Origin of the sequence: Shewanella sp. KJ2020 (assembly GCF_024197625.1) — a bacterium.
Taxonomy (GTDB): Bacteria; Pseudomonadota; Gammaproteobacteria; order Enterobacterales; family Shewanellaceae; genus Shewanella.
Genome location: NZ_JAKUKD010000010.1, coordinates 45,905 through 66,743 on the forward strand (window position 1 = coordinate 45,905; position 20,839 = coordinate 66,743).

Here is a 20,839-nt window from a genome sequence, read left to right on the forward strand (position 1 = left end):
ATTTTACCCTGCGAACTCAAAAAAGCGGCCTTTATCGCCCCTAAAAATTTAATTCTTCCACTATCAAAGTATTAAAAAGCCCAAGCGGTCAGCGAAAACCCAACATAACGCACAGTAAATACCATTACTCAACGAAAGCCAATAAATTCCAGTCCCAGATGATTGTATCGACCCGAAACCTCAGGTAATCTGCATCCCCATTAAGTGACACAGATGATAAGCACAGGTTTTACTATGAGTGTCACTATGTTCGTCAAGAGTGCCACAGCTGACTCAGCCAAAATGGCTTCTCAGTCCCAATAGATTATGTCGGATGATAATTATTATTAATGACAGCTCGCGACTCTCAATCTAAAGCGCCGTCTTACGCCCCTAAGAGCACGACTCAAGCAGCGAAAAAAGACAGCGCACCTCGGCATCGCAACGCCACCACTACGCCTGAGATGCGGCACTTTATTCAGCAATCTGATTTGAGTGTGAGTCAGCTTGCCAAAATTTTGAATATCACCGAGGCCACAGTGCGCAAATGGCGGAAGCGGGAATCGATTGTTGACAGTCCCAATACCCCACACCACCTCAATACCACGCTCACGCCGATGGAAGAATATGTGGTGGTGGGATTACGCTATCAACTCAAACTCACCTTAGATAGATTACTTCAGGTTACCCAAACCTTTATTAATCCCAATGTGTCGCGCTCCGGCCTTGCCCGTTGCTTAAAGCGCTACGGCATATCGCGCCTCGATGAATTTGAAGCCCCAAAAGTCCCCGAACGCTATTTTAATCAATTACCTGTGACCCAAGGCAGCGATATCAAAACCTATACGGTTAATCCAGAAACCTTAGCCAAAGCCCTCGCATTACCAAGTACCGACGGCAATACTGTGGTGCAAGTGGTGTCACTCACCATACCGCCTCAGCTCACTGAGCAAGCCCCAAGCTCTGTGCTATTAGGCGTAGATACGCCAAGTGATTGGATTTACCTCGATATTTATCAAGACAGCAACACCCAAGCGACCAATAGATATATCGCCTATGTCCTCAAACATGGGCCGTTTCATTTACGAAAGTTGCTCGTTCGCAACTATCACACCTTCTTAGCCCGTTTTCCCGGTGCCCATGGCACGCCAAAGACAAGCGCGGCTAAATCCCAAAACAAGGTCACCGTATCCAGGTCGACCCGTGGAGACTCTTTATGAGCCATACCCCTTCTGTACCTAATTCAACCACTGACTCAAAAGCTGAGTCAAAAAAAGATAAACGACTCAACAAACGCTTAAAAGATATGCCCGTTGCCATCGTCGGCATGGCCAGCATCTTCGCTAACTCGCGTTATTTAAATAAATTTTGGGATTTGATCAGCGAAAAAATCGATGCCATCACTGACATCCCAGACACCCATTGGCGCGCCGAAGATTACTACGATGCCGACAAAAGCAAAGCCGATAAAAGCTACTGTAAACGCGGTGGTTTTTTACCAGAAGTCGACTTCAATCCAATGGAATTCGGTCTGCCACCCAATATTCTTGAGCTGACAGATACCTCGCAACTGCTGTCGCTGATTGTCGCCAAAGAAGTGCTCGCCGATGCCAATCTGCCCACCGATTACGATCGCGATCGTATCGGCATCACCCTAGGCGTGGGCGGTGGTCAAAAAATCAGTCAGAGCTTGAACTCGCGCCTGCAATATCCAGTGCTTAAAAAAGTATTTAAAAGCAGTGGCCTGAGCGATGAAGACAGCGAAATGCTGATCAAAAAGTTTCAAGACCAATATATCCACTGGGAAGAAAACTCTTTCCCAGGTTCACTCGGTAACGTGATTGCAGGCCGTATCGCCAACCGGTTTGATTTTGGCGGTATGAACTGCGTAGTCGATGCAGCCTGTGCGGGCTCGCTTGCCGCCATGCGTATGGCGCTGACTGAGCTGACCGAAGGTCGCAGTGACATGATGATCACAGGCGGCGTCTGTACCGACAACTCGCCATCCATGTACATGAGCTTCTCAAAAACGCCGGCCTTCACCACTAACGAAACCATTCAACCCTTTGATATCGATTCAAAGGGCATGATGATCGGCGAAGGTATCGGCATGGTCGCGCTTAAGCGCCTTGAAGATGCCGAGCGCGATGGCGATCGAATTTATGCCGTCATCAAAGGCGTTGGCGCCTCATCGGACGGTAAGTTTAAGAGTATTTATGCGCCGCGCCCCGAAGGCCAAGCTAAAGCATTGGAGCGCGCCTACGACGACGCGGGTTTTGCCCCGCACAGCATTGGCTTAGTTGAAGCCCATGGCACAGGTACTGCCGCGGGAGACGTGGCAGAATTCAATGGTTTAAAATCAGTATTTGCCCAAGGCAACGACACCAATCAGCATATCGCGTTAGGCTCAGTGAAATCCCAAGTGGGCCACACTAAATCCACCGCAGGTACTGCGGGGGTGATAAAAGCCGCACTGGCACTGCATCACAAGGTATTACCTGCAACCATTAACGTCAGCAAGCCTAATCCAAAACTGAATATCGAAAGCTCGCCATTCTATTTAAATACCGAAACGCGCCCTTGGCTGCAGCGCACTGACGGTACGCCGCGCCGTGCTGGCATAAGCTCCTTTGGTTTTGGCGGTACTAACTTCCACCTCGTATTAGAAGAATACAAACCCGAGCACAGCCGTGATGAGCAGTACCGTCAGCGCAGTGTGCCGCAGACGTTATTGTTTGCCGCCGCCAATAAAGCCGCGCTGCTTAGCGAGTTAAAAGCTGCGCTGAGCCAAAGCGTGAATACGAACGCCAATAAGAGCAGCGCTGCGAGCCTAAAGGCTATCGCTCAGCAATATCCGCTGCGCCCACTGACAGACACAGATGCCCGTTTAGGTTTTGTGGCTAAGGATATCCCTCAGCTGCAAGCTCAGTTAAATCAATCGATTGCGCATTTAGAAAGCGGGCACCTAGAAACCAGTGTCAGCGAGGCGTGGCAGCTACCTTCTGGGATCAGCTACCGCTCCCATGCCTTGCTCGCTAAAGATGAATCAAAGAAAGTGGCCGCTCTGTTTGCCGGCCAAGGTTCACAGTACCTGAACATGGGCCGCGAACTCGCCTGCCATTTCCCTGAAATGCGCCAACAAGTGATGGCCAGCGATAAGGTATTTGCTCACCACGGTCAAACTCCGTTATCCAATATCCTCTACCCTATTCCGGCATTCGATGCCGATGCGGTGAAAGCCCAAGAAGCGGCGCTGACCAATACTATGTTCGCCCAAAGCGCCATAGGTGCGGTTTCAATGGCGCAATATTCACTATTAACTCAGGCAGGTTTTGCCCCCGATATGGTGGCGGGTCACAGCTTTGGTGAATTGTCAGCCCTTTGCGCGGCTGGCGTGATTTCGAGTGTTGATTACGTCGAACTGGCCTTCGCCCGTGGGCACGCCATGGCGCAAACGCCAAATGATACTGGCGCTCAAGTCGATTTAGGAGCCATGTACGCCATCATCCTCAAACAAAAGAGTGATATCGATGCGCTTAATCGCTGTTTAGCCCAGTTTGATGGCGTTAAAATTGCCAACTACAACGCGCCGACGCAATTAGTCATCGCAGGTGGCACAGAGCAAACTCAGCTGGCCGCGAAAGCCATTAGTGAACTGGGCTTTAAAGCGATTGCCCTGCCCGTCTCTGGCGCGTTCCATACTCCATTGGTTGGGCACGCACAAAAGCCCTTTGCCAAGGCCATTGATAAAGCTAAATTCAGCGCGCCTTCAATCGCACTTTATGCCAACGGCACAGGTCAATTGCACCCAAGCGATGGCAAAGCGATTAAAGCAGAATTTAAACAGCACATGCTGCAATCGGTTCGCTTTAGCGAACAGCTGCAGGCTATGTATGATGCTGGCGCCCGTGTGTTTGTTGAGTTTGGCCCTAAGAACATACTGCAAAAGCTCGTTGAAAATACCTTAAGTGAACACTTAAATGAGCTTTGCCTTGTCAGCATGAACCCGAACCCTAAGGGCGACAGTGACAGTCAATTACGCTTAGCCTCAGTGCAACTCGCAGTAGCCGGTGTGGCGTTAACTGAGGTTGACCCCTATCAAGCCGTCACGCCACAGGAGATTGCCGAGCGTGAAGCGCCATCGGCGATGAACATCAAACTCACCGCCACTAACCATATCAGTGCCGCAACCCAAGCTAAGATGGCCAAATCCCTCGCCACAGGCAGCGTGACTAGCCAAGTGCAATATGTGGATCGCATCGTTGAAACGGTTGTCGAAAGAGAAGTCGAAAAAATCGTTGAGAGAGAAGTCATCGTCGAAAAAGTGGTTGAAAAAATAATAGAAGTGGAAGCGAATCAAGTGGCAACTGTTGAAATGAAACAAACATCCCCAAGCGTGACGCAAGGCTTAAGCAATCACCAGCAACAAGCGACGGCGCAGTTGAGCCCAAGCGTCAGCGGCGATGCATTAACGGCATTTTTCAGCGCACAATCTCAAGCGGCGCAGTTGCATCAACAGTTTTTAGCCATCCCACAGCAATATGGCGATACCTTCACGACACTGATGACTGAACAAGCCAAGATGGCAAGCCTTGGCATTGCAATCCCTGAAAGCCTGCAACGCTCGATGGAAATGTTCCACCAGCATCAAGCACAAACCCTGCAAAGCCACGCCGAATTTATGCAACTGCAAAGCAGTAGCAGCCAAGCGGCCTTGGCCATGCTAAACAATGCGCCGATTAACTTTACCCCAGCGGTTGCAAGTCAGCCACGAGCAACTGCGCCGGCTCCTGCACCTGTTGCTGCATCGACAGTGGCACACAATGCCGCACCAGTAGCGACTCAAGCTGTTGCGGCGAGACCCGCGGTTAGCACACCTGTTGCGCCTGTGGTGCAAACCGCTCCCGTTGCTTATACGCCTGAGGTAACAGTACAAGTGGCGCCTGCAGCTCCTGCTCCTGAATTAGTCATGCCTGCTGTGGTGATGCCAGAAGTGACACCTGTGGCACCAACAACGAACGGTTTAAGTGCTGAAAAAGTACAGCAAACAATGATGGCTGTGGTTGCCGATAAGACAGGCTACCCCACTGAAATGCTAGAACTTGGCATGGATATGGAAGCCGATCTAGGTATCGATTCGATCAAGCGCGTTGAAATCCTAGGCACAGTGCAAGACGCACTGCCGGGTTTACCAGAGCTCAGCCCAGAAGATCTGGCCGAGTGTCGCACCTTGGGTGAAATCGTTGACTATATGAATAGCAAATTACCAGCAGCGGGAGCTATTGCTTCGACAGCTGCGCCAGTTGCTCAAACCATTGCAATTACTGCATCTAACGCTTTAAGCGCTGCATTAGTACAACAAACCATGATGGCTGTGGTGGCCGACAAGACAGGCTACCCCACTGAAATGCTGGAGCTCAGCATGGATATGGAAGCCGATTTAGGTATCGACTCTATCAAGCGCGTTGAAATCTTAGGCACAGTACAAGATGAACTGCCGGGCTTACCTGAACTCAGCCCAGAAGATTTGGCCGAGTGTCGTACCTTGGGTGAAATCGTTAGCTATATGAATAGCAAATTACCAGCAGCGGTGGCTATTGCTTCGACAGCTGCGCCAGTTGCTCAAACCATTACAGCTCCTGCCGCAAGCGGTTTAAGCGCTGCCTTAGTGCAACAAACCATGATGGCTGTGGTGGCTGACAAGACAGGTTACCCCACTGAAATGCTGGAGCTCAGCATGGATATGGAAGCCGATCTAGGTATTGATTCGATTAAGCGCGTTGAAATCCTAGGCACAGTGCAAGATGAACTGCCGGGCTTACCTGAGCTGAATCCTGAAGATCTCGCCGAATGTCGTACCTTGGGTGAAATCGTAAGCTATATGAATAGCAAGCTGCCCGCTGCGGGATCTGTTATTGCTACGCCGATTACAACAGCAAATGTAGTCACTCAAGTTGTCACAGCCGTACCTGCCGTTAACGGTTTAAGCGCTGCATTAGTTCAACAAACCATGATGTCTGTGGTGGCAGACAAGACAGGCTACCCCACTGAAATGCTGGAACTCAGCATGGATATGGAAGCCGATCTAGGTATCGATTCTATCAAGCGCGTTGAAATCCTAGGCACAGTGCAAGACGAACTGCCGGGCTTACCTGAGCTGAATCCTGAAGATCTGGCCGAGTGTCGTACCTTAGGTGAAATCGTTATGCTCTTTTCGCAAGATTTAGGGCAAGGCAAGCTAGACCAGGATAATGCGGCAAATATGGTAAACGTCACTGTCGCAGCTGAACCTACTATCGATTTGCTACCACATGATTTCCCCCCACACAGTGAGGTAGTGCTAAAAAAGTTGCCAGCGGCGGCTGAGCTAACGCAACTATCAGCACAAGGTGAGTCACAAAAGGCAGCGCAACAGGCTCTAACACGCGTTTTTGCTAAAGATGCCTGCATTATCATCGCTGATGATGGTCACAATGCCGGCGTACTTGCCGAGAAATTGCATGCTCAAGGTCTCAAGGTCGCGGTTGTGCGCTCACCAGAAAGCCTTGTAACTGGTGCATCGCCGCTTGATAGCCACATTGCCAGCTTTACCTTGGCGGCGATTGACGATGCTAGCATTAGCAGTGTCATTAATGAGATCAAAAACTTAGGCACAATTGCAGGCTTTATTCATCTGCAACCGCAACATAAAACCTCCGCCGATGCGAAAGGTTTAGTGTTGTCCAATGCCGCCAAAGCGTCGGTCGAGCAAGCCTTCTTGTTCGCTAAACACTTGCAACCTTTGTTGGTCACTGGACAAAGTAGCTTTATCAGCGTCAGTCGTATCGACGGCGGATTTGGCTACCTCAACCACAGCCAAATTGCCAATAGCGAATTAAACCAAGCAGCGTTATCAGGCCTGACGAAAACCTTAAGCCACGAGTGGCCAAGTGTGCATTGCCGCGCCTTAGATATCGCGCCCGCACTTGATGCCAAACAACTGGCCAATGCAGTGATCGCAGAGCTATTTGCAACAGATAAGTTATTTGCAACCGATAAGCTATTAGAAGTCGGTGTTAGCCAAGGCGCAGCCCAAGCACTTGAGCGCGTGACCTTAGTGGCAGGCAAGGCCTATACCCGCCACGGCGCGGCGAACTTAACGAGTGCAGATAAAATTCTGGTGACCGGCGGCGCAAAAGGCGTGACCTTTGAATGTGCGCTAAGTTTGGCCAAACGCAGCAAGGCGCACTTTATCCTTGCCGGCAGAAGCAGCCAACAAGCGATTCCCGCTTGGGCACAGGGCAAAAATAACAGTGAACTCAAAGCCGCTGCCATCGCCCACATCCAAAGCTTGGGCGAGAAACCCACGCCAAAACAAGTGGATGCCTTAGTATGGCCAGTGCAAAGCAGCCTAGAAATTGCAGCCGCACTAGAAGCCTTTTCCGCGGTAGGCGCCAGCGCCGAGTACTTAAGTCTCGATGTTAACAACCCAGATGCCATCGCCAGCACTATAGTGCCGATCACTGAGTTGTCGCCTATTACTGGCATCATCCATGGTGCGGGCGTACTCGCCGATAAACACATCCAAGACAAAACCTTAGATGAGTTAGCACGGGTGTATGGCACTAAGGTCACTGGCATTAGCAATCTGCTAGCCGCACTGGATTTAGATAAGTTAAAACTGGTTGCCCTGTTCTCATCGGCGGCGGGTTTTTACGGCAATACTGGCCAAAGCGATTACGCTATGTCCAACGACATACTCAACAAAGCCGCACTGCAACTGGCGCAGCAACTGCCAAATGCCAAAGTGATGAGCTTCGATTGGGGTCCGTGGGACGGCGGCATGGTGAATCCTGCGCTGAAAAAGATGTTTATCGATCGCGGTGTGTATGTGATCCCGTTAAAGGCGGGTGCAGAGCTATTTGCCAGCCAATTACTGAGCAACACAGGTGCACAATTGCTGGTTGGTACTGATATGCAAGGCACAGTTCCAAGTGACGAACCAGCAACTCAAGGTCGCAATCTAAAAAAGCCTGAAGCGGATCTGACCACTGACGCGTCGGATCCGCATGCTTTGGCATCAACACTTGCTGCAATCGCTTTCACACAAACAGTAAAACTGCAGCGCACACTGGACCCTAAGGCAATGATCTTTATTGAAGATCATTGCATTAATGGTAATCCCGTATTGCCAACTGTGTGCGCAATTCAGTGGATGCGTGAAGCCGCCTTTGACGTGCTTAAGCAGCCTGTCAAAGTGCAAAGCTACAAGCTGTTGAAGGGCATTATTTTCGACACTGCCGTGTTACAAAATGGAGTGTTAGAAAGTGCAGCACCCATCACGCTGGAACTTGAACTAACGCCCTTGGATAATGCACAAACATTCAATGCCTTAATCAGCTTTGAAGGTCGTCCGCAATATCAAGCCATCCTAGTCGTTGATGATGCAGCTAGCGAACACTTAGCCACTAACAGCAAAGCAACTGCCTTTGACGCGCAAAGCTTGGCAGGACTTTCTGCCATCACAACCGCGAGCCGCCTTTACAGCGACGGCACGCTGTTCCACGGCCCAAGACTGCAAGGTATTGAGTCAGTGTTGAAATTTGACGATGCGAGCTTAGTCGCCAAGGTGAGCCTACCCCATGTTGCGTTAGCGGACTGCGGGGATTTTGTGCCCAATCTCACGCCTAAAGGCTCACAAGCCTTTGCAGAAGATTTGCTGCTGCAGGGGATGCTGGTGTGGGCACGACTCAAATATGGCGCGGCAAGTTTGCCATCAAGCATTGGTGAGTTTATTTCCCATGCGCCGTTTGCCTTTGGTGATAATGGCTATCTCGTGCTCGAGGTGGTAAAACACTCTGGCCGTGCCCTTGAAGCCAATATCGCGCTATATCATCAAGATGGCCGTTTAAGCTGCGAGATGAACAATGCCAAAGTCACCATCAGCAAAAACCTTAACGGTGCATTCTTAGCCAATAAAGTTGCGAATAAAGTTGCGAATAAAGTTGCTAATAAAAGCATGGAAAGCGTGGAGGCAAAAGTCGAGTGAACTTAGCCTCTCCTTTAGCAACGACAAATAGCGCCAAGCCACTGCGTATTGCAGTGCTGCTTGGCGATGCGCTCAGCCTTGACTCTCACTCTGCCCAAGTATTAGGGAGATTTGCGGAACATGAAAGCGTTCAGATTTTCGCTTTAGATGTCAACCAATCAACAGTACATGGGCCGACAGCTCATGAACCAAGAGTACCTGAACAAAGCTCGCTTACTGCATTATTGAGCCAAGCTGTGGCGGCCATTGAGCAAGACAAGCTGGTTGAATTGATATTCAATGATGGCAATCTGCCCCAGCCTTTGACTCAGTCTTTATATTTGCTCGATGGTTTAACCGCTGCCAAACTGCGCCTTCACGCCCACGCGTTTATTGCAGGCTTTGCCGCTGGTAATGAGGCAACAAGTGGCGTGAATGCGGCTGTTGCTAACACGGCGGCTGTTGCTAATGCGGCAGCTGTTGCTAATGCGGCATTGGCGGCGGCAAAGCGCAGTCCAGCACAAACCGTTCAGTATCAGATGGTCGCCAACACGCTCAACGAGGCATTTGTTGCGCTGCGCCAAGGCATAACCGCCCTCGCCGCGCGCACACAAGTGCCGCTTCATGGCAAAGAAGGGGAAAATCAGCAAACGGGCTATTGGTTTAGCGACCAACATCAAGCGCGGGTGTTGTGCCTAAATCTTGTCGCAAAAACGTCAAATCAAACGGATGAGCTTCGACATCTAAACCAAAGTATTGTGCTGACCCAAGGCACACAAGTTATCGCGCCCAAAGCTCTTGTTGATGAAAACCGGCTGTTTGTGCCGATAAGTGCTGACAATATTGATGAACTCATAACGCAAGTATTGCGACTAGCTAACACAGTAGAAAATGGTGCGGGCACACTGGAAAATTGCGCCGGCTTTCGCACTGAGCAACTCAAACCTTGGTTTGAACGCTATGATGCCAACGCATCACTGGCATTAGTCTTGATGGCGGCATCGATTGACGATCTGAAACTTGAAGCCAAAGCTATGCTTTCGGCCCTTGAAAATGATGCGGTTCGTCATCAGGGTCAAGCCTTTAAGACCCCTGCGGGCAGCTGTTTTACCGCTAAACCCCTAGGCGATGCGGGACTGACTTTCGTGTATCCTGGCGTTGGTACGGTTTACGCCAATATGTTCAATAACTTGCATGAGTATTTCCCTGCGCTGTATCACCAGCTAGAACGTGAAGGCGATTTAAGCGCCATGCTGCAATCTCCGCTGATTTATACGGCAGATGTTAAAGCCGCGGCCAACATGAGCCTAAGCCAGCAAGCGATTAGCGGCGTGGGAGCCAGTTATTTATTCACTAAATTGCTCACGCAAGTCTTTAATATTAAGCCAAAAATGGCGCTCGGTTACTCTATGGGCGAAGCCGCCATGTGGGCCAGTCTTGATGTATGGCAAACCCCGCACGCAATGATCAACGCCACCGAAAATAGCGATATTTTCAATCATGCCATTTCTGGCGAGCTAACCGCAGTGCGCCGGGCATGGCAGCTTGCGGATGATGAAGCCATAGTGTGGAACAGCTTTGTAGTGCGCGCTGATAGCCATGAAATCAAGGCATTATTGCCAGAGTTCCCTCGCGCTTATTTAGCCATCATTCAAGGTGATACTTGCGTCATTGCAGGCTGCGAAACAAGCTGTAAAGCTCTGCTTGCCACGTTAGGCAAACGCGGCATTGCTGCTAATCGCGTCACGGCAATGCATACCCCGCCCGCCATGTTAGTCCATGGGCAAGTACAAGATTTCTATACGCAAGCGCTAAAACCTGAGGCGCTGAAACCTAAGGCGCAGGAAGCGGCGGCGCAAGACTCGCCTATTCGCTTTATCAGCGCAGCGCAAACTGCGCCAGTCACCCTTGATAGCGCAAGCATCGGCCGCGCGATTGCCGATACCTTTTGTTCGCCACTCGACTTTAGTGCGCTCATTAAAAATGCCACCGAGCAAGGCGCAAGGCTATTTGTCGAAGTGGGCGCCGATAGGCAAACCAGCACGCTCATAGATAAAATCAACCATGCCCATGCAGGCCAAAGCACCGAGAACGCAACTACAGCCGCCATTGCCTGCAATGCCAAGGGTGCCGATGCGATTACCAGCTTACTCAAGTGTTTAGCTCAGCTGATAAGTCACAGAGTACCGCTGTCGCTCGCGCCGCTCATGCTGCCATTAAATGCTAACGCAGCCCCTTTATCATCAGCAGTATCACCACAAGGAGAACCCCTGTGAGTTCTCAGCATTCCCCTACTATTGATAACACTAGCGTGCCTATGGCTACGTCAAAAAGCACATCAAACAGTGCGTCAAAAATTGCGATCGTCGGTCTCGCGACTCAGTATCCCGACGCCGATAATCCGCAAACCTTCTGGCAAAATCTGCTGGATAAAAAAGACTCACGCAGCCAAATTAGCCGCGAGAAGCTCAATGCCAATCCCGCCGATTACCAAGGTGTGCAGGGTCAGTCTGATCGCTTTTACTGTGATAAGGGCGGCTACATCCAACACTTTGAGTTTGATGCCAAAGGTTATCAACTGCCGGAGTCCGCCTTTGACGGTTTAGATGAAAGCTTTTTATGGGCACTCGATTGCAGTCGTAAAGCCCTGCAAGACGCAGGGATTGCACCAAGCGATGCGGTACTGGCGCGCACAGGTGTCGTAATGGGAACCTTGTCGTTCCCCACCGCCCGCTCCAATGAATTATTTTTGCCTCTGTATCACCAAACCGTTGAAAAGGCGCTGCAAAACAAACTGAATCAAAGCGCGTTTCAACTGGCTGATTTTGGCAACTCAGTTAACGACCGCAATGCCAATAGTCAGACCTTAAACATCGCCAATGGCGCGGTTGCCCACACAGCCTCAAAGCTGGTCAGCGATGCACTCGATTTGGGTGGCACACAGTTGAGTCTGGACGCCGCCTGCGCCAGCTCGGTTTATGCGCTCAAACTCGCCTGTGATTATCTAACCACAGGCAAGGCCGATGTGATGCTAGCGGGCGCGGTCTCGGGCGCCGATCCCTTCTTTATCAACATGGGATTCTCGATTTTCCACGCCTATCCAGACCACGGTATTTCGGCGCCCTTTGATAGCAACAGCAAGGGCTTATTCGCCGGTGAAGGCGCTGGGGTGTTAGTGTTAAAACGCTTAGAAGATGCTGAGCGCGATGGCGATAACATCTATGCCGTCGTCAGCGGTATTGGTTTATCGAACGACGGTAAAGGCCAGTTTGTATTAAGCCCCAACAGCAAGGGCCAAGTGCAAGCCTTCGAGCGCGCCTACAGTGCGGCAAACACTCAGCCCGCGAATATCGAAGTGATTGAATGCCACGCTACGGGCACACCGCTTGGAGATAAGGTCGAACTCGCCTCGATGGAGCGCTTTTTTGAGGACAAACTTGCGGGCTCTGCTGTGCCGCTGATCGGCTCGGCAAAATCCAACTTAGGCCATTTACTCACGGCCGCGGGCATGCCGGGGATCATGAAGATGATTTTTGCCATGCGCTCGGGCCGCTTGCCGCCCAGCATTAATTTATCGGCGCCGATATTCTCACCTAAGGGGTTGTTTAGCGGTAAAAACCTCCCGACAGAAATGCATGCGTGGCCTGATAAAGCTGGCAATGACCGACGCCATGCGGGTGTTTCTGTGTTTGGTTTTGGCGGCTGTAACGCGCATTTGTTGCTGGAATCCTATGTACCGACAAATATCAGTAGCCAGCATACGCAGAGTGCAGCTCAAGTCAGTTATCAGCACACGCCGTTAACTATCATTGGCTTAGCATCGCACTTTGGGCCTTTATCTTCGATTAATGCACTGGATAACGCGATTAGCTCTCAGCAAAACGCCTTCATTCCACTGCCTAAAAAACGTTGGAAAGGCTTAGATAAACATCCTGACATCTTAGCTAACTTTGGCTTGCCTGCTGTACCGCAGGGCGCCTATATCGACCAGTTCGATTTTGACTTCCTGCGCTTTAAAGTGCCGCCTAATGAGGACGATCGCCTGATCTCCCAGCAACTGCTGCTGATCAAAGTGGCCGATGAAGCGATTCGTGATGCCAATCTAAAACCCGGTGGTAAAGTGGCCGTATTAGTGGCGATGGAAACTGAGCTTGAATTACACCAGTTCCGTGGCCGGGTGAATCTGCACACGCAATTGGCGGACAGCCTTAAAAAGCAAGGGATAACACTCACGCAAGCTGAGTATCTCGCCCTTGAAAAAATAGCCATGGATAGTGTGCTCGATGCCGCCAAACTGAACCAATATACTAGCTTTATTGGCAACATCATGGCGTCACGCATCGCATCCCTGTGGGACTTTAACGGCCCCGCCTTTACCATTTCGGCGGCCGAGCTTTCAGTCGCCCGCTGTATCGATGTGGCCGAAAACCTGTTATCCCAAGAATCCTTAGATGCCGTAGTGATCGCCGCCGTCGATTTAAGTGGCAGTCTCGAGCAAGTGATCCTCAAAAACGCCGTATCGCCTGTAGCATTAAATGCAACAGACACTGGCTGGAAAGTCGGTGAAGGTGCAGGTGCGCTGGTACTCACTGCTGAAAATTCAAATACGAATGCTCAGCTTAATGCTGCGAATAGCAACAGTTATGGTCACATTAGCGGCCAAGTATTTGGCGCTATATATGACCCACAAGGCAACAGCAACACGGCGCGAATTTGCGATAACTTGTTAACTCAAGCCAAAGTGAATAGCAGCCAGATTAGCTTGATTGAAACCAGTATTGCGGTTGAGCAACTTGCCGATTCAGAGTTGGAACTCAATACCCTGTTGCCAAGAGTGAGTGAGCGCAGCCAAGCCGCAGACACCTTAGGCCATAACTTTGCGGCGGCGGGAATGGCGAGTATGTTAAGCGCCCTGCTTCAGTTAAAAAATCAAATTCAGCTTAAAAACCAAGCGCAGCACGCGCTCGTAGCCACCTTTAGCCAAGGTAAATGCGCGCAGTTATTGCTCAGCCAAAGTGCTACGCAAGCGCACAGTTTGCAACAAAGACTCGCGCAAGACTTAACGCTTTCTGAGCAAAAACACTTGATAAAACAAGTGACGCTCGGAGGCCGCGATATCTATCAGCATATCCTGGATACGCCGCTCGCTGACCTTGATGCAATACAACAAAAAGCCCAAGCCATGACGGTATTGCCAGCGCGCAGCCAACGCAAGCATTTGGCCCAAATAGCAAGCAAAGACACTAATCGCTTTGCAACAAGCAGCCCAACTACGGCGCTACCAAAAGAGACATTAAGCAGCATGCCAATAAATGCCCTAAGCACGCCCAACAACACTGCCGCTCACGCAGCTCTAAAAGACGCGGCATTTTTACGTAATCAGCAACTCGCCCGTGAAGCACATTTAGCCTTTTTGCAAAGCCGTGCGCAGGGCTTAAAACTGGCCGATACCTTGATGAAAGCCCAGCTTGCCAACGAGTTAGCCGTCAATGGCCAAGCGACGCCAGCGGAGCAGCAAGCCATTGTTCAGGCATCTGCGACAGAGGTTCTTCCACATACTGCACTTTATCCAAACCAAGTGCTTTATCCAAACCATGCAAAAGTGCCTGAATACACGCCGCCAACGCCGATAAGCAAACCTTGTATTTGGGATTATGCGGATTTGGTCGAGTACGCCGAAGGTGATATCGCTAAGGTTTTTGGCCCAGATTACGCCATTATCGACAGCTATTCGCGCCGTGTGCGCCTGCCAACCACGGACTATTTGTTGGTGTCTCGGGTAACGAAATTAAACGCCCAGATGAACCGATATGAGCCTTGCACTATGACCACAGAATACGACATTCCTGTCGATGCACCCTATTTGGTCGATGGCCAAATCCCTTGGGCCGTGGCGGTCGAATCGGGTCAATGCGACTTAATGCTGATCAGCTACTTAGGTATCGACTTTGAAAACAAGGGCGAACGCGTTTATCGCCTACTCGATTGTACTCTGACCTTCCTTGGCGACTTACCCCGTGGTGGCGACACTTTGCGCTACGACATATCCATCAACAACTTTGCCCGTAATGGCGATACCTTGTTGTTCTTCTTCTCCTACGAATGTTTCGTGGGCGATAAGCTGATCCTGAAAATGGATGGCGGCTGCGCCGGCTTCTTCACCGACAAGGAACTCGCCGACGGCAAGGGCGTTATTCGCACCGAAGCCGAAATCAAAGCCCGTAACCTTGCGCTCAATAATCCGAATAAACCGCGCTTTAATCCGCTGCTTAACTGCGCGCAAAACCAATTTGATTACAGCCAAATCCATAAATTACTCGGCGCCGATATCGGTGGCTGTTTTGGCGGTGCCCATGCGGCGCATCAAGCCCAATATGGGTTGCAGCCCTCTTTATGTTTTGCCTCTGAAAAATTCCTGATGATTGAACAGGTCAGCAATCTTGAGGTGCATGGCGGCGCGTGGGGCTTAGGTTCAGTTGAAGGCCATAAGCAGCTCGAAGCCGACCATTGGTATTTCCCGTGTCATTTCAAGGGCGATCAAGTGATGGCGGGGTCATTAATGGCCGAAGGCTGTGGTCAATTACTGCAATTCTTTATGCTGCACATTGGAATGCACGCCAGCACAGAAGAAGGGGGCGTCAAAAACGGTCGTTTCCAACCGCTCGAAAACGCCTCTCAAAAAGTGCGCTGTCGCGGTCAAGTGTTGCCGCAATCTGGCCTGCTCACCTATCGCATGGAAATCACCGAAATCGGCATGAGTCCACGCCCGTATGCGAAGGCGAATATCGATATTCTGCTCAATGGCAAAGTGGTGGTGGATTTCCAAAACCTTGGGGTGATGATCAAAGAAGAAGCCGAATGCACCCGCTACCTTGCGGATAACGATGCCAGCACAGCTAATAAGAATGCGCCGCTTACCTCGACAACACCAATATCCTTAGCGGCGCCGCTAATGGCCCAGCAGCCCGATTTAACTGCGCCAACCAATAAAGGCGTAGTGCCGCTTAAGCATGTACCTGCGCCAGTCGCGCCAGCGGATTCAAAGTATGCTAACCGCGTGCCCGATACCCTGCCGTTCACGCCTTACCACATGTTCGAATTTGCCACTGGCGACATCGAAAACTGCTTCGGCCCCGATTTCAGCATCTATCGCGGCCTTATTCCACCGCGCACGCCTTGCGGTGATTTGCAGCTCACGACTCGCGTCATTGCGATTGACGGCAAACGCGACGAGCTGAAAAAGCCTTCGTCTTGCATCGCCGAATACGAAGTGCCAGCAAACGCTTGGTATTACACTAAAAACAGCCATCAAGCTGTGATGCCCTATTCTGTGCTGATGGAAATATCACTGCAGCCAAATGGCTTTATCTCAGGCTATATGGGTACCACCTTGGGTTTCCCCGGCCAAGAGCTGTTCTTCCGTAACTTAGACGGTAGCGGTAAGTTGCTGCGCCATGTGGATTTACGCGGCAAAACCATAGTGAACGACTCACGTTTGTTATCGACTGTAATTGCTGGCAGTAACATCATCCAGAATTTTAGTTTTGAATTAAGCTGCGATGGCGAGCCTTTCTACCAAGGTAAAGCGGTATTTGGTTACTTCAAGGGCGATGCACTGAAAAACCAACTTGGGATAGACAACGGCAAGACAACTCAGCCTTGGCATGTGCAAAATGGCATAGCGGCCGATAGCCAAATCAATCTGTTAGATAAACAACATCGCAGCTTTAACGCCCCACAAGGCCAGCCACATTACCGTTTAGCGGGCGGTCAACTTAACTTTATCGACAAGGCCGAAATCGTAAAAGCCGGCGGTAAAGCGGGCCTTGGCTATTTATACGCCGAGCGCACCATTGACCCGAGTGATTGGTTCTTCCAATTCCATTTCCATCAAGATCCGGTAATGCCAGGCTCATTAGGGGTTGAAGCAATTATCGAGCTGATGCAAACCTATGCGATTGACCAAGACCTTGGTGCGGGTTTTAAGAGTCCTAAATTTGGCCAGATTTTATCGGATATCAAATGGAAATATCGCGGCCAAATTAACCCATTAAACAAGCAGATGTCGCTGGATGTTCACATTACCAGCGTGACAGACGACAATGGCAAACGCATCATTATGGGCGATGCCAACTTGAGTAAAGATGGCCTGCGAATTTATGAAGTCAAAGATATCGCCATCTGTATTGAAGAAGCCTAATGGTTTTGCCTTGTTAAACAGAGACGAATAACACATATCGCATAACAAATAATGTTGCCGCCTTAGCCTGATAACATAAGCCAGATAACATAAGCTAGATAGCCAAAGGCGGCACTAAAAATGAGAACACCTATGATTAGCCATACTCTCGATCAATTTAATAGCAATAACGAAAAACTCAGTCCTTGGCCGTGGCAAGTCAATGATGCAGCGCTGAGCTTTGATATCGACTCATTAGGCAAAAAACTCAAAGACTTAAGCCAAGCCTGTTACTTAGTGAATCACAGTGAAAAAGGCTTAGGCATAGCGCAAACGGCCGAAGTCACCACAAGCGACAGCCAAGCGCCATTGGGCTCACACCCCGTCAGCGCCTTTGCCCCTGCCCTTGGCACCCAAAGTTTAGGCGACAGTAATTTTCGCCGCGTACACGGGGTTAAATACGCTTACTACGCTGGCGCTATGGCCAACGGTATTGCCTCAGAAGAGCTGGTTATCGCGCTGGGTCAAGCGGGCATTTTGTGCTCATTTGGCGCGGCAGGGTTAATTCCATCCCGTGTTGAAGCGGCCATTACCCGCATTCAAGCGGCGCTGCCCAATGGTCCCTACGCCTTTAACTTGATCCACAGCCCAAGCGAGCCCGCATTAGAGCGCGGCAGTGTTGAGTTATTTTTAAAACATAAAGTGCGCACGGTCGAAGCCTCAGCATTTTTAGGTTTAACGCCGCAAATCGTCTATTACCGCGCGGCGGGTTTGAGCCGCGACGCACATGGCGACATCGTCATTGGCAACAAAGTCATCGCCAAAATCAGCCGCACCGAAGTCGCGACTAAATTTATGGAGCCGGCGCCTGCCAAAATCCTCCAGCAATTAGTGAGTGAAGGCCTTATCAGCCAAGACCAAATGGCGATGGCGCAACTTGTGCCCATGGCGGACGACATCACGGCCGAAGCCGACTCAGGCGGCCATACCGACAATCGCCCACTGGTCACGCTATTGCCGACGATTTTGGCGCTTAAAGATGAAATCCAAGCTAAGTATCAATACAAGACACCCATCCGTGTCGGAGCAGGCGGCGGCGTCGGCACACCCGATGCGGCACTCGCCACCTTCAACATGGGCGCGGCGTTTATTGTCACAGGTTCAATCAACCAAGCGTGTGTGGAGGCGGGCGCAAGTGAACACACCCGTAAGTTACTCGCCACCACAGAAATGGCCGATGTGACTATGGCACCTGCCGCCGATATGTTCGAAATGGGCGTGAAATTACAAGTGGTTAAGCGCGGTACTTTGTTCCCGATGCGCGCCAATAAGCTGTATGAAATCTATACCCGTTACGATTCGATTGATGCCATCCCTGCAGACGAGCGTAAAAAACTCGAAGAGCAAGTGTTTCGCTCATCACTCGATGACATTTGGGCGGGCACTGTCGCCCACTTTAACGAGCGCGATCCTAAACAAATCGAACGCGCACTGGATAACCCCAAACGTAAGATGGCGCTGATTTTCCGCTGGTATTTGGGTCTGTCGAGCCGCTGGTCAAACACAGGTGAAGCCGGCCGCGAAATGGATTACCAAATCTGGGCAGGCCCTGCGCTGGGGGCATTTAATGCGTGGGCCAAAGGCAGTTATTTAGATGACTATAAGGCCCGTAATGCGGTGGATTTAGCCAAACACTTAATGGTGGGCGCGGCTTATCAATCCCGGATTAACTTGCTGTTATCCCAAGGGGTTAGTATTCCAGTTAGCCTACAACGCTGGAAACCATTGCAACGCTGCTAACCCCGTTTGATCAAAGCCTATCGAGCAGGTTGAAGAAAACTTAACCTGCTCGTGTTTGGGTTCAATTTTTAGTTCAGTTTTTGGTTCAGTTTCTGCTCGACGTGCCACTTCAGTGGCACGCCGTAAACCCACCATCCTTGGGGGCTCAACGGAAAAATCCCTTTTCCCGATGGCTTACTAACACAACAGAAATTACCGCGACAATACTCGCCTGCAACCAATCGAATAAATGATGCCTAACTTAACAATGGGCCTGATTAAATCTTCTTCAAGACTTATCTAATTTCTGCGAGGGCGCGGCATAAAAACCTCCTTGTCTAATGCTTAACCAAAGCAGAGTAGGAGGTTAACTGTTACGCCATTTTAGGTTGGGTGTCCAAGCAAAAACCCAAGCAAAAACCGTGCAGATTTTGGGAACGGGAAATAGGACCACTGAAAGCTAACGCCAGATACAAGCTAAAATTCAGGCTCTGTGGCGGTTTCAAAACCAAACTGAAATTCATAGAAATGTTGGCCATTTTCGATATTGATGGCCATAGTGCCAGTTAACCCCTGCAACTCGCCCGCGCCTGAATGGGGAACGACTTCTAAGATCAGGCGATTTTGCCCGTCGGTCATAATGCCAAAGTGCTGTAGCACGAAACTGCCCTGCCTACCGCACAAGCTACCCACCACTTGCTCGATCGCCACATAATCCGCAGAGCCTTTTACTGCTGTCATAGCACTGAGCATTTCCCCTTGGCTGCGGGCTTCAAGTTCACCGTAAAAGGTTTTATCTAACGTCATTCTGCCAAGGGCCACACCATTAACGCCTGTTGCATAAGCGTTACTGGGGGTGAGTTTTACATCGAATTTTCCGCTGATTTGTTTTTTGTCCATCGCACTCTCCTTGTTTTGATCTTGAACTGTGCATTCCCAAGCTTTGGTGCCTCAAAAAGCCATAAACACCAAATCACATCTAGGACCTAAGCGAGTTTATCGGGCGAAAAATAACTTAACACAGGACTCTGGATAACCCTAATGTCCACTGGAGATCTGGGATTCACTTACAGTCATTTCAACCGTCTTAACGACTTTAGGCTCCTCAGACATAGCTTGGCTCGGCGCCCTATCTCGGTAAGTCACTGCTATTTTGTAAGGTGATTCAAATGGATATACAGGTTCGATACTATCGACTTCTATCCTGTCACCTAACATAACGCTGCCCAAATGCTTTAGAGTATTCTGGCTATAATCGAGGTTAAATAATCCAAGATACCAAAATACCCCTGAGCCTTGAGTCGTCACGATAAAGGGGGCGACAAAGGGCATGGTCTGCATTTTAGGATCATCCGAAATGGGTGCCTGATTTTCAGTATCGGGATTGAGTGCGGGATCAAAATTAAGTGGCGTAATACGCATATAGTCGAGTAAGACTCGCCCCTTCACTTCGCCATCCTGATAATCACCCATGGCAAATTCCGTTTGTTTAACCTTGATAAAATGGGTTAACACTACAGACTTATTCCCCTCAGGTAGTTTCACTTCAAAGGGGTTTGCGGTATTTAGGCTAAAGAGTTTACCCATAACCTCCGAGGCATTCGCCACAGGTTTAACCTCACTGGGTACTGCAAACTCGGGGGTGCTTAGCGCCTCATTTGCCACCGCATCGGCGTGCTTCTTCGCCATGGCCTCATCGTATTGCATCACCCCACCGTCTTCCATCACCATAAAAATATCATCATTGGTCATGTTGAAACGGTAAATACCCACAGCAAGAATGCCGAGCACAACGATGGTGGCGACTACGGTTAATTTTACAAATGTACTCATCTTCTTCCCCTTCCGATTCCACTCCTGTCCCCTATTTCACAGGGAAAAAGCAGTATTACAGA

Annotated in this window: 7 protein-coding genes; 5 read left to right on the plus strand and 2 right to left on the minus strand. The window is 50.2% G+C overall.

What is annotated here, in order from left to right; all coding sequences use genetic code 11:
* Positions 1 to 329 precede the first annotated feature (329 nt).
* From MJO46_RS05785 to pfaD, 5 genes are all read left to right on the plus strand, one after another.
* Positions 330 to 1,199, plus strand: coding sequence for a transcriptional regulator (locus MJO46_RS05785; protein ID WP_253988501.1), 870 nt, complete (start codon positions 330 to 332; stop codon positions 1,197 to 1,199).
* A complete protein-coding gene (locus MJO46_RS05790) occupies positions 1,196 to 9,007 on the plus strand; it encodes a type I polyketide synthase (protein ID WP_253988502.1) in 7,812 nt (2,603 codons plus the stop codon). The genes MJO46_RS05785 and MJO46_RS05790 overlap by 4 nt, the downstream gene beginning before the upstream one ends.
* Positions 9,004 to 11,262 carry a PfaB family protein gene (locus tag MJO46_RS05795; protein WP_253988503.1) on the plus strand — a complete coding sequence of 753 codons (2,259 nt, stop codon included), beginning with the start codon at positions 9,004 to 9,006 and terminating at the stop codon, positions 11,260 to 11,262. The genes MJO46_RS05790 and MJO46_RS05795 overlap by 4 nt, the downstream gene beginning before the upstream one ends.
* A gap of 41 nt (positions 11,263 to 11,303) precedes the next feature.
* Positions 11,304 to 17,186, plus strand: a complete 5,883-nt coding sequence (locus tag MJO46_RS05800; protein ID WP_253988607.1) for a beta-ketoacyl synthase N-terminal-like domain-containing protein — start codon at positions 11,304 to 11,306, stop codon at positions 17,184 to 17,186.
* 132 nt (positions 17,187 to 17,318) lie between these two features.
* Entirely contained in the window at positions 17,319 to 18,965 is a 1,647-nt protein-coding gene (gene pfaD, locus MJO46_RS05805) for an eicosapentaenoate synthase subunit PfaD (RefSeq protein WP_253988608.1), read from the plus strand.
* Between the two features lie 456 nt (positions 18,966 to 19,421).
* Here pfaD and MJO46_RS05810 read toward each other — a convergent pair whose 3' ends face one another.
* Together MJO46_RS05810 and MJO46_RS05815 are read right to left on the minus strand one after the other, a co-directional pair.
* Positions 19,422 to 19,844 carry a DUF3224 domain-containing protein gene (locus tag MJO46_RS05810; RefSeq protein WP_253988504.1) on the minus strand — a complete coding sequence of 141 codons (423 nt, stop codon included), beginning with the start codon at positions 19,842 to 19,844 and terminating at the stop codon, positions 19,422 to 19,424.
* A 138-nt stretch (positions 19,845 to 19,982) separates the two neighbouring features.
* Positions 19,983 to 20,777: a hypothetical protein gene (locus MJO46_RS05815; protein WP_253988505.1), complete on the minus strand. Its 795-nt coding sequence runs from the start codon at positions 20,775 to 20,777 to the stop codon at positions 19,983 to 19,985.
* Between the last annotated feature and the right edge of the window lie 62 nt (positions 20,778 to 20,839).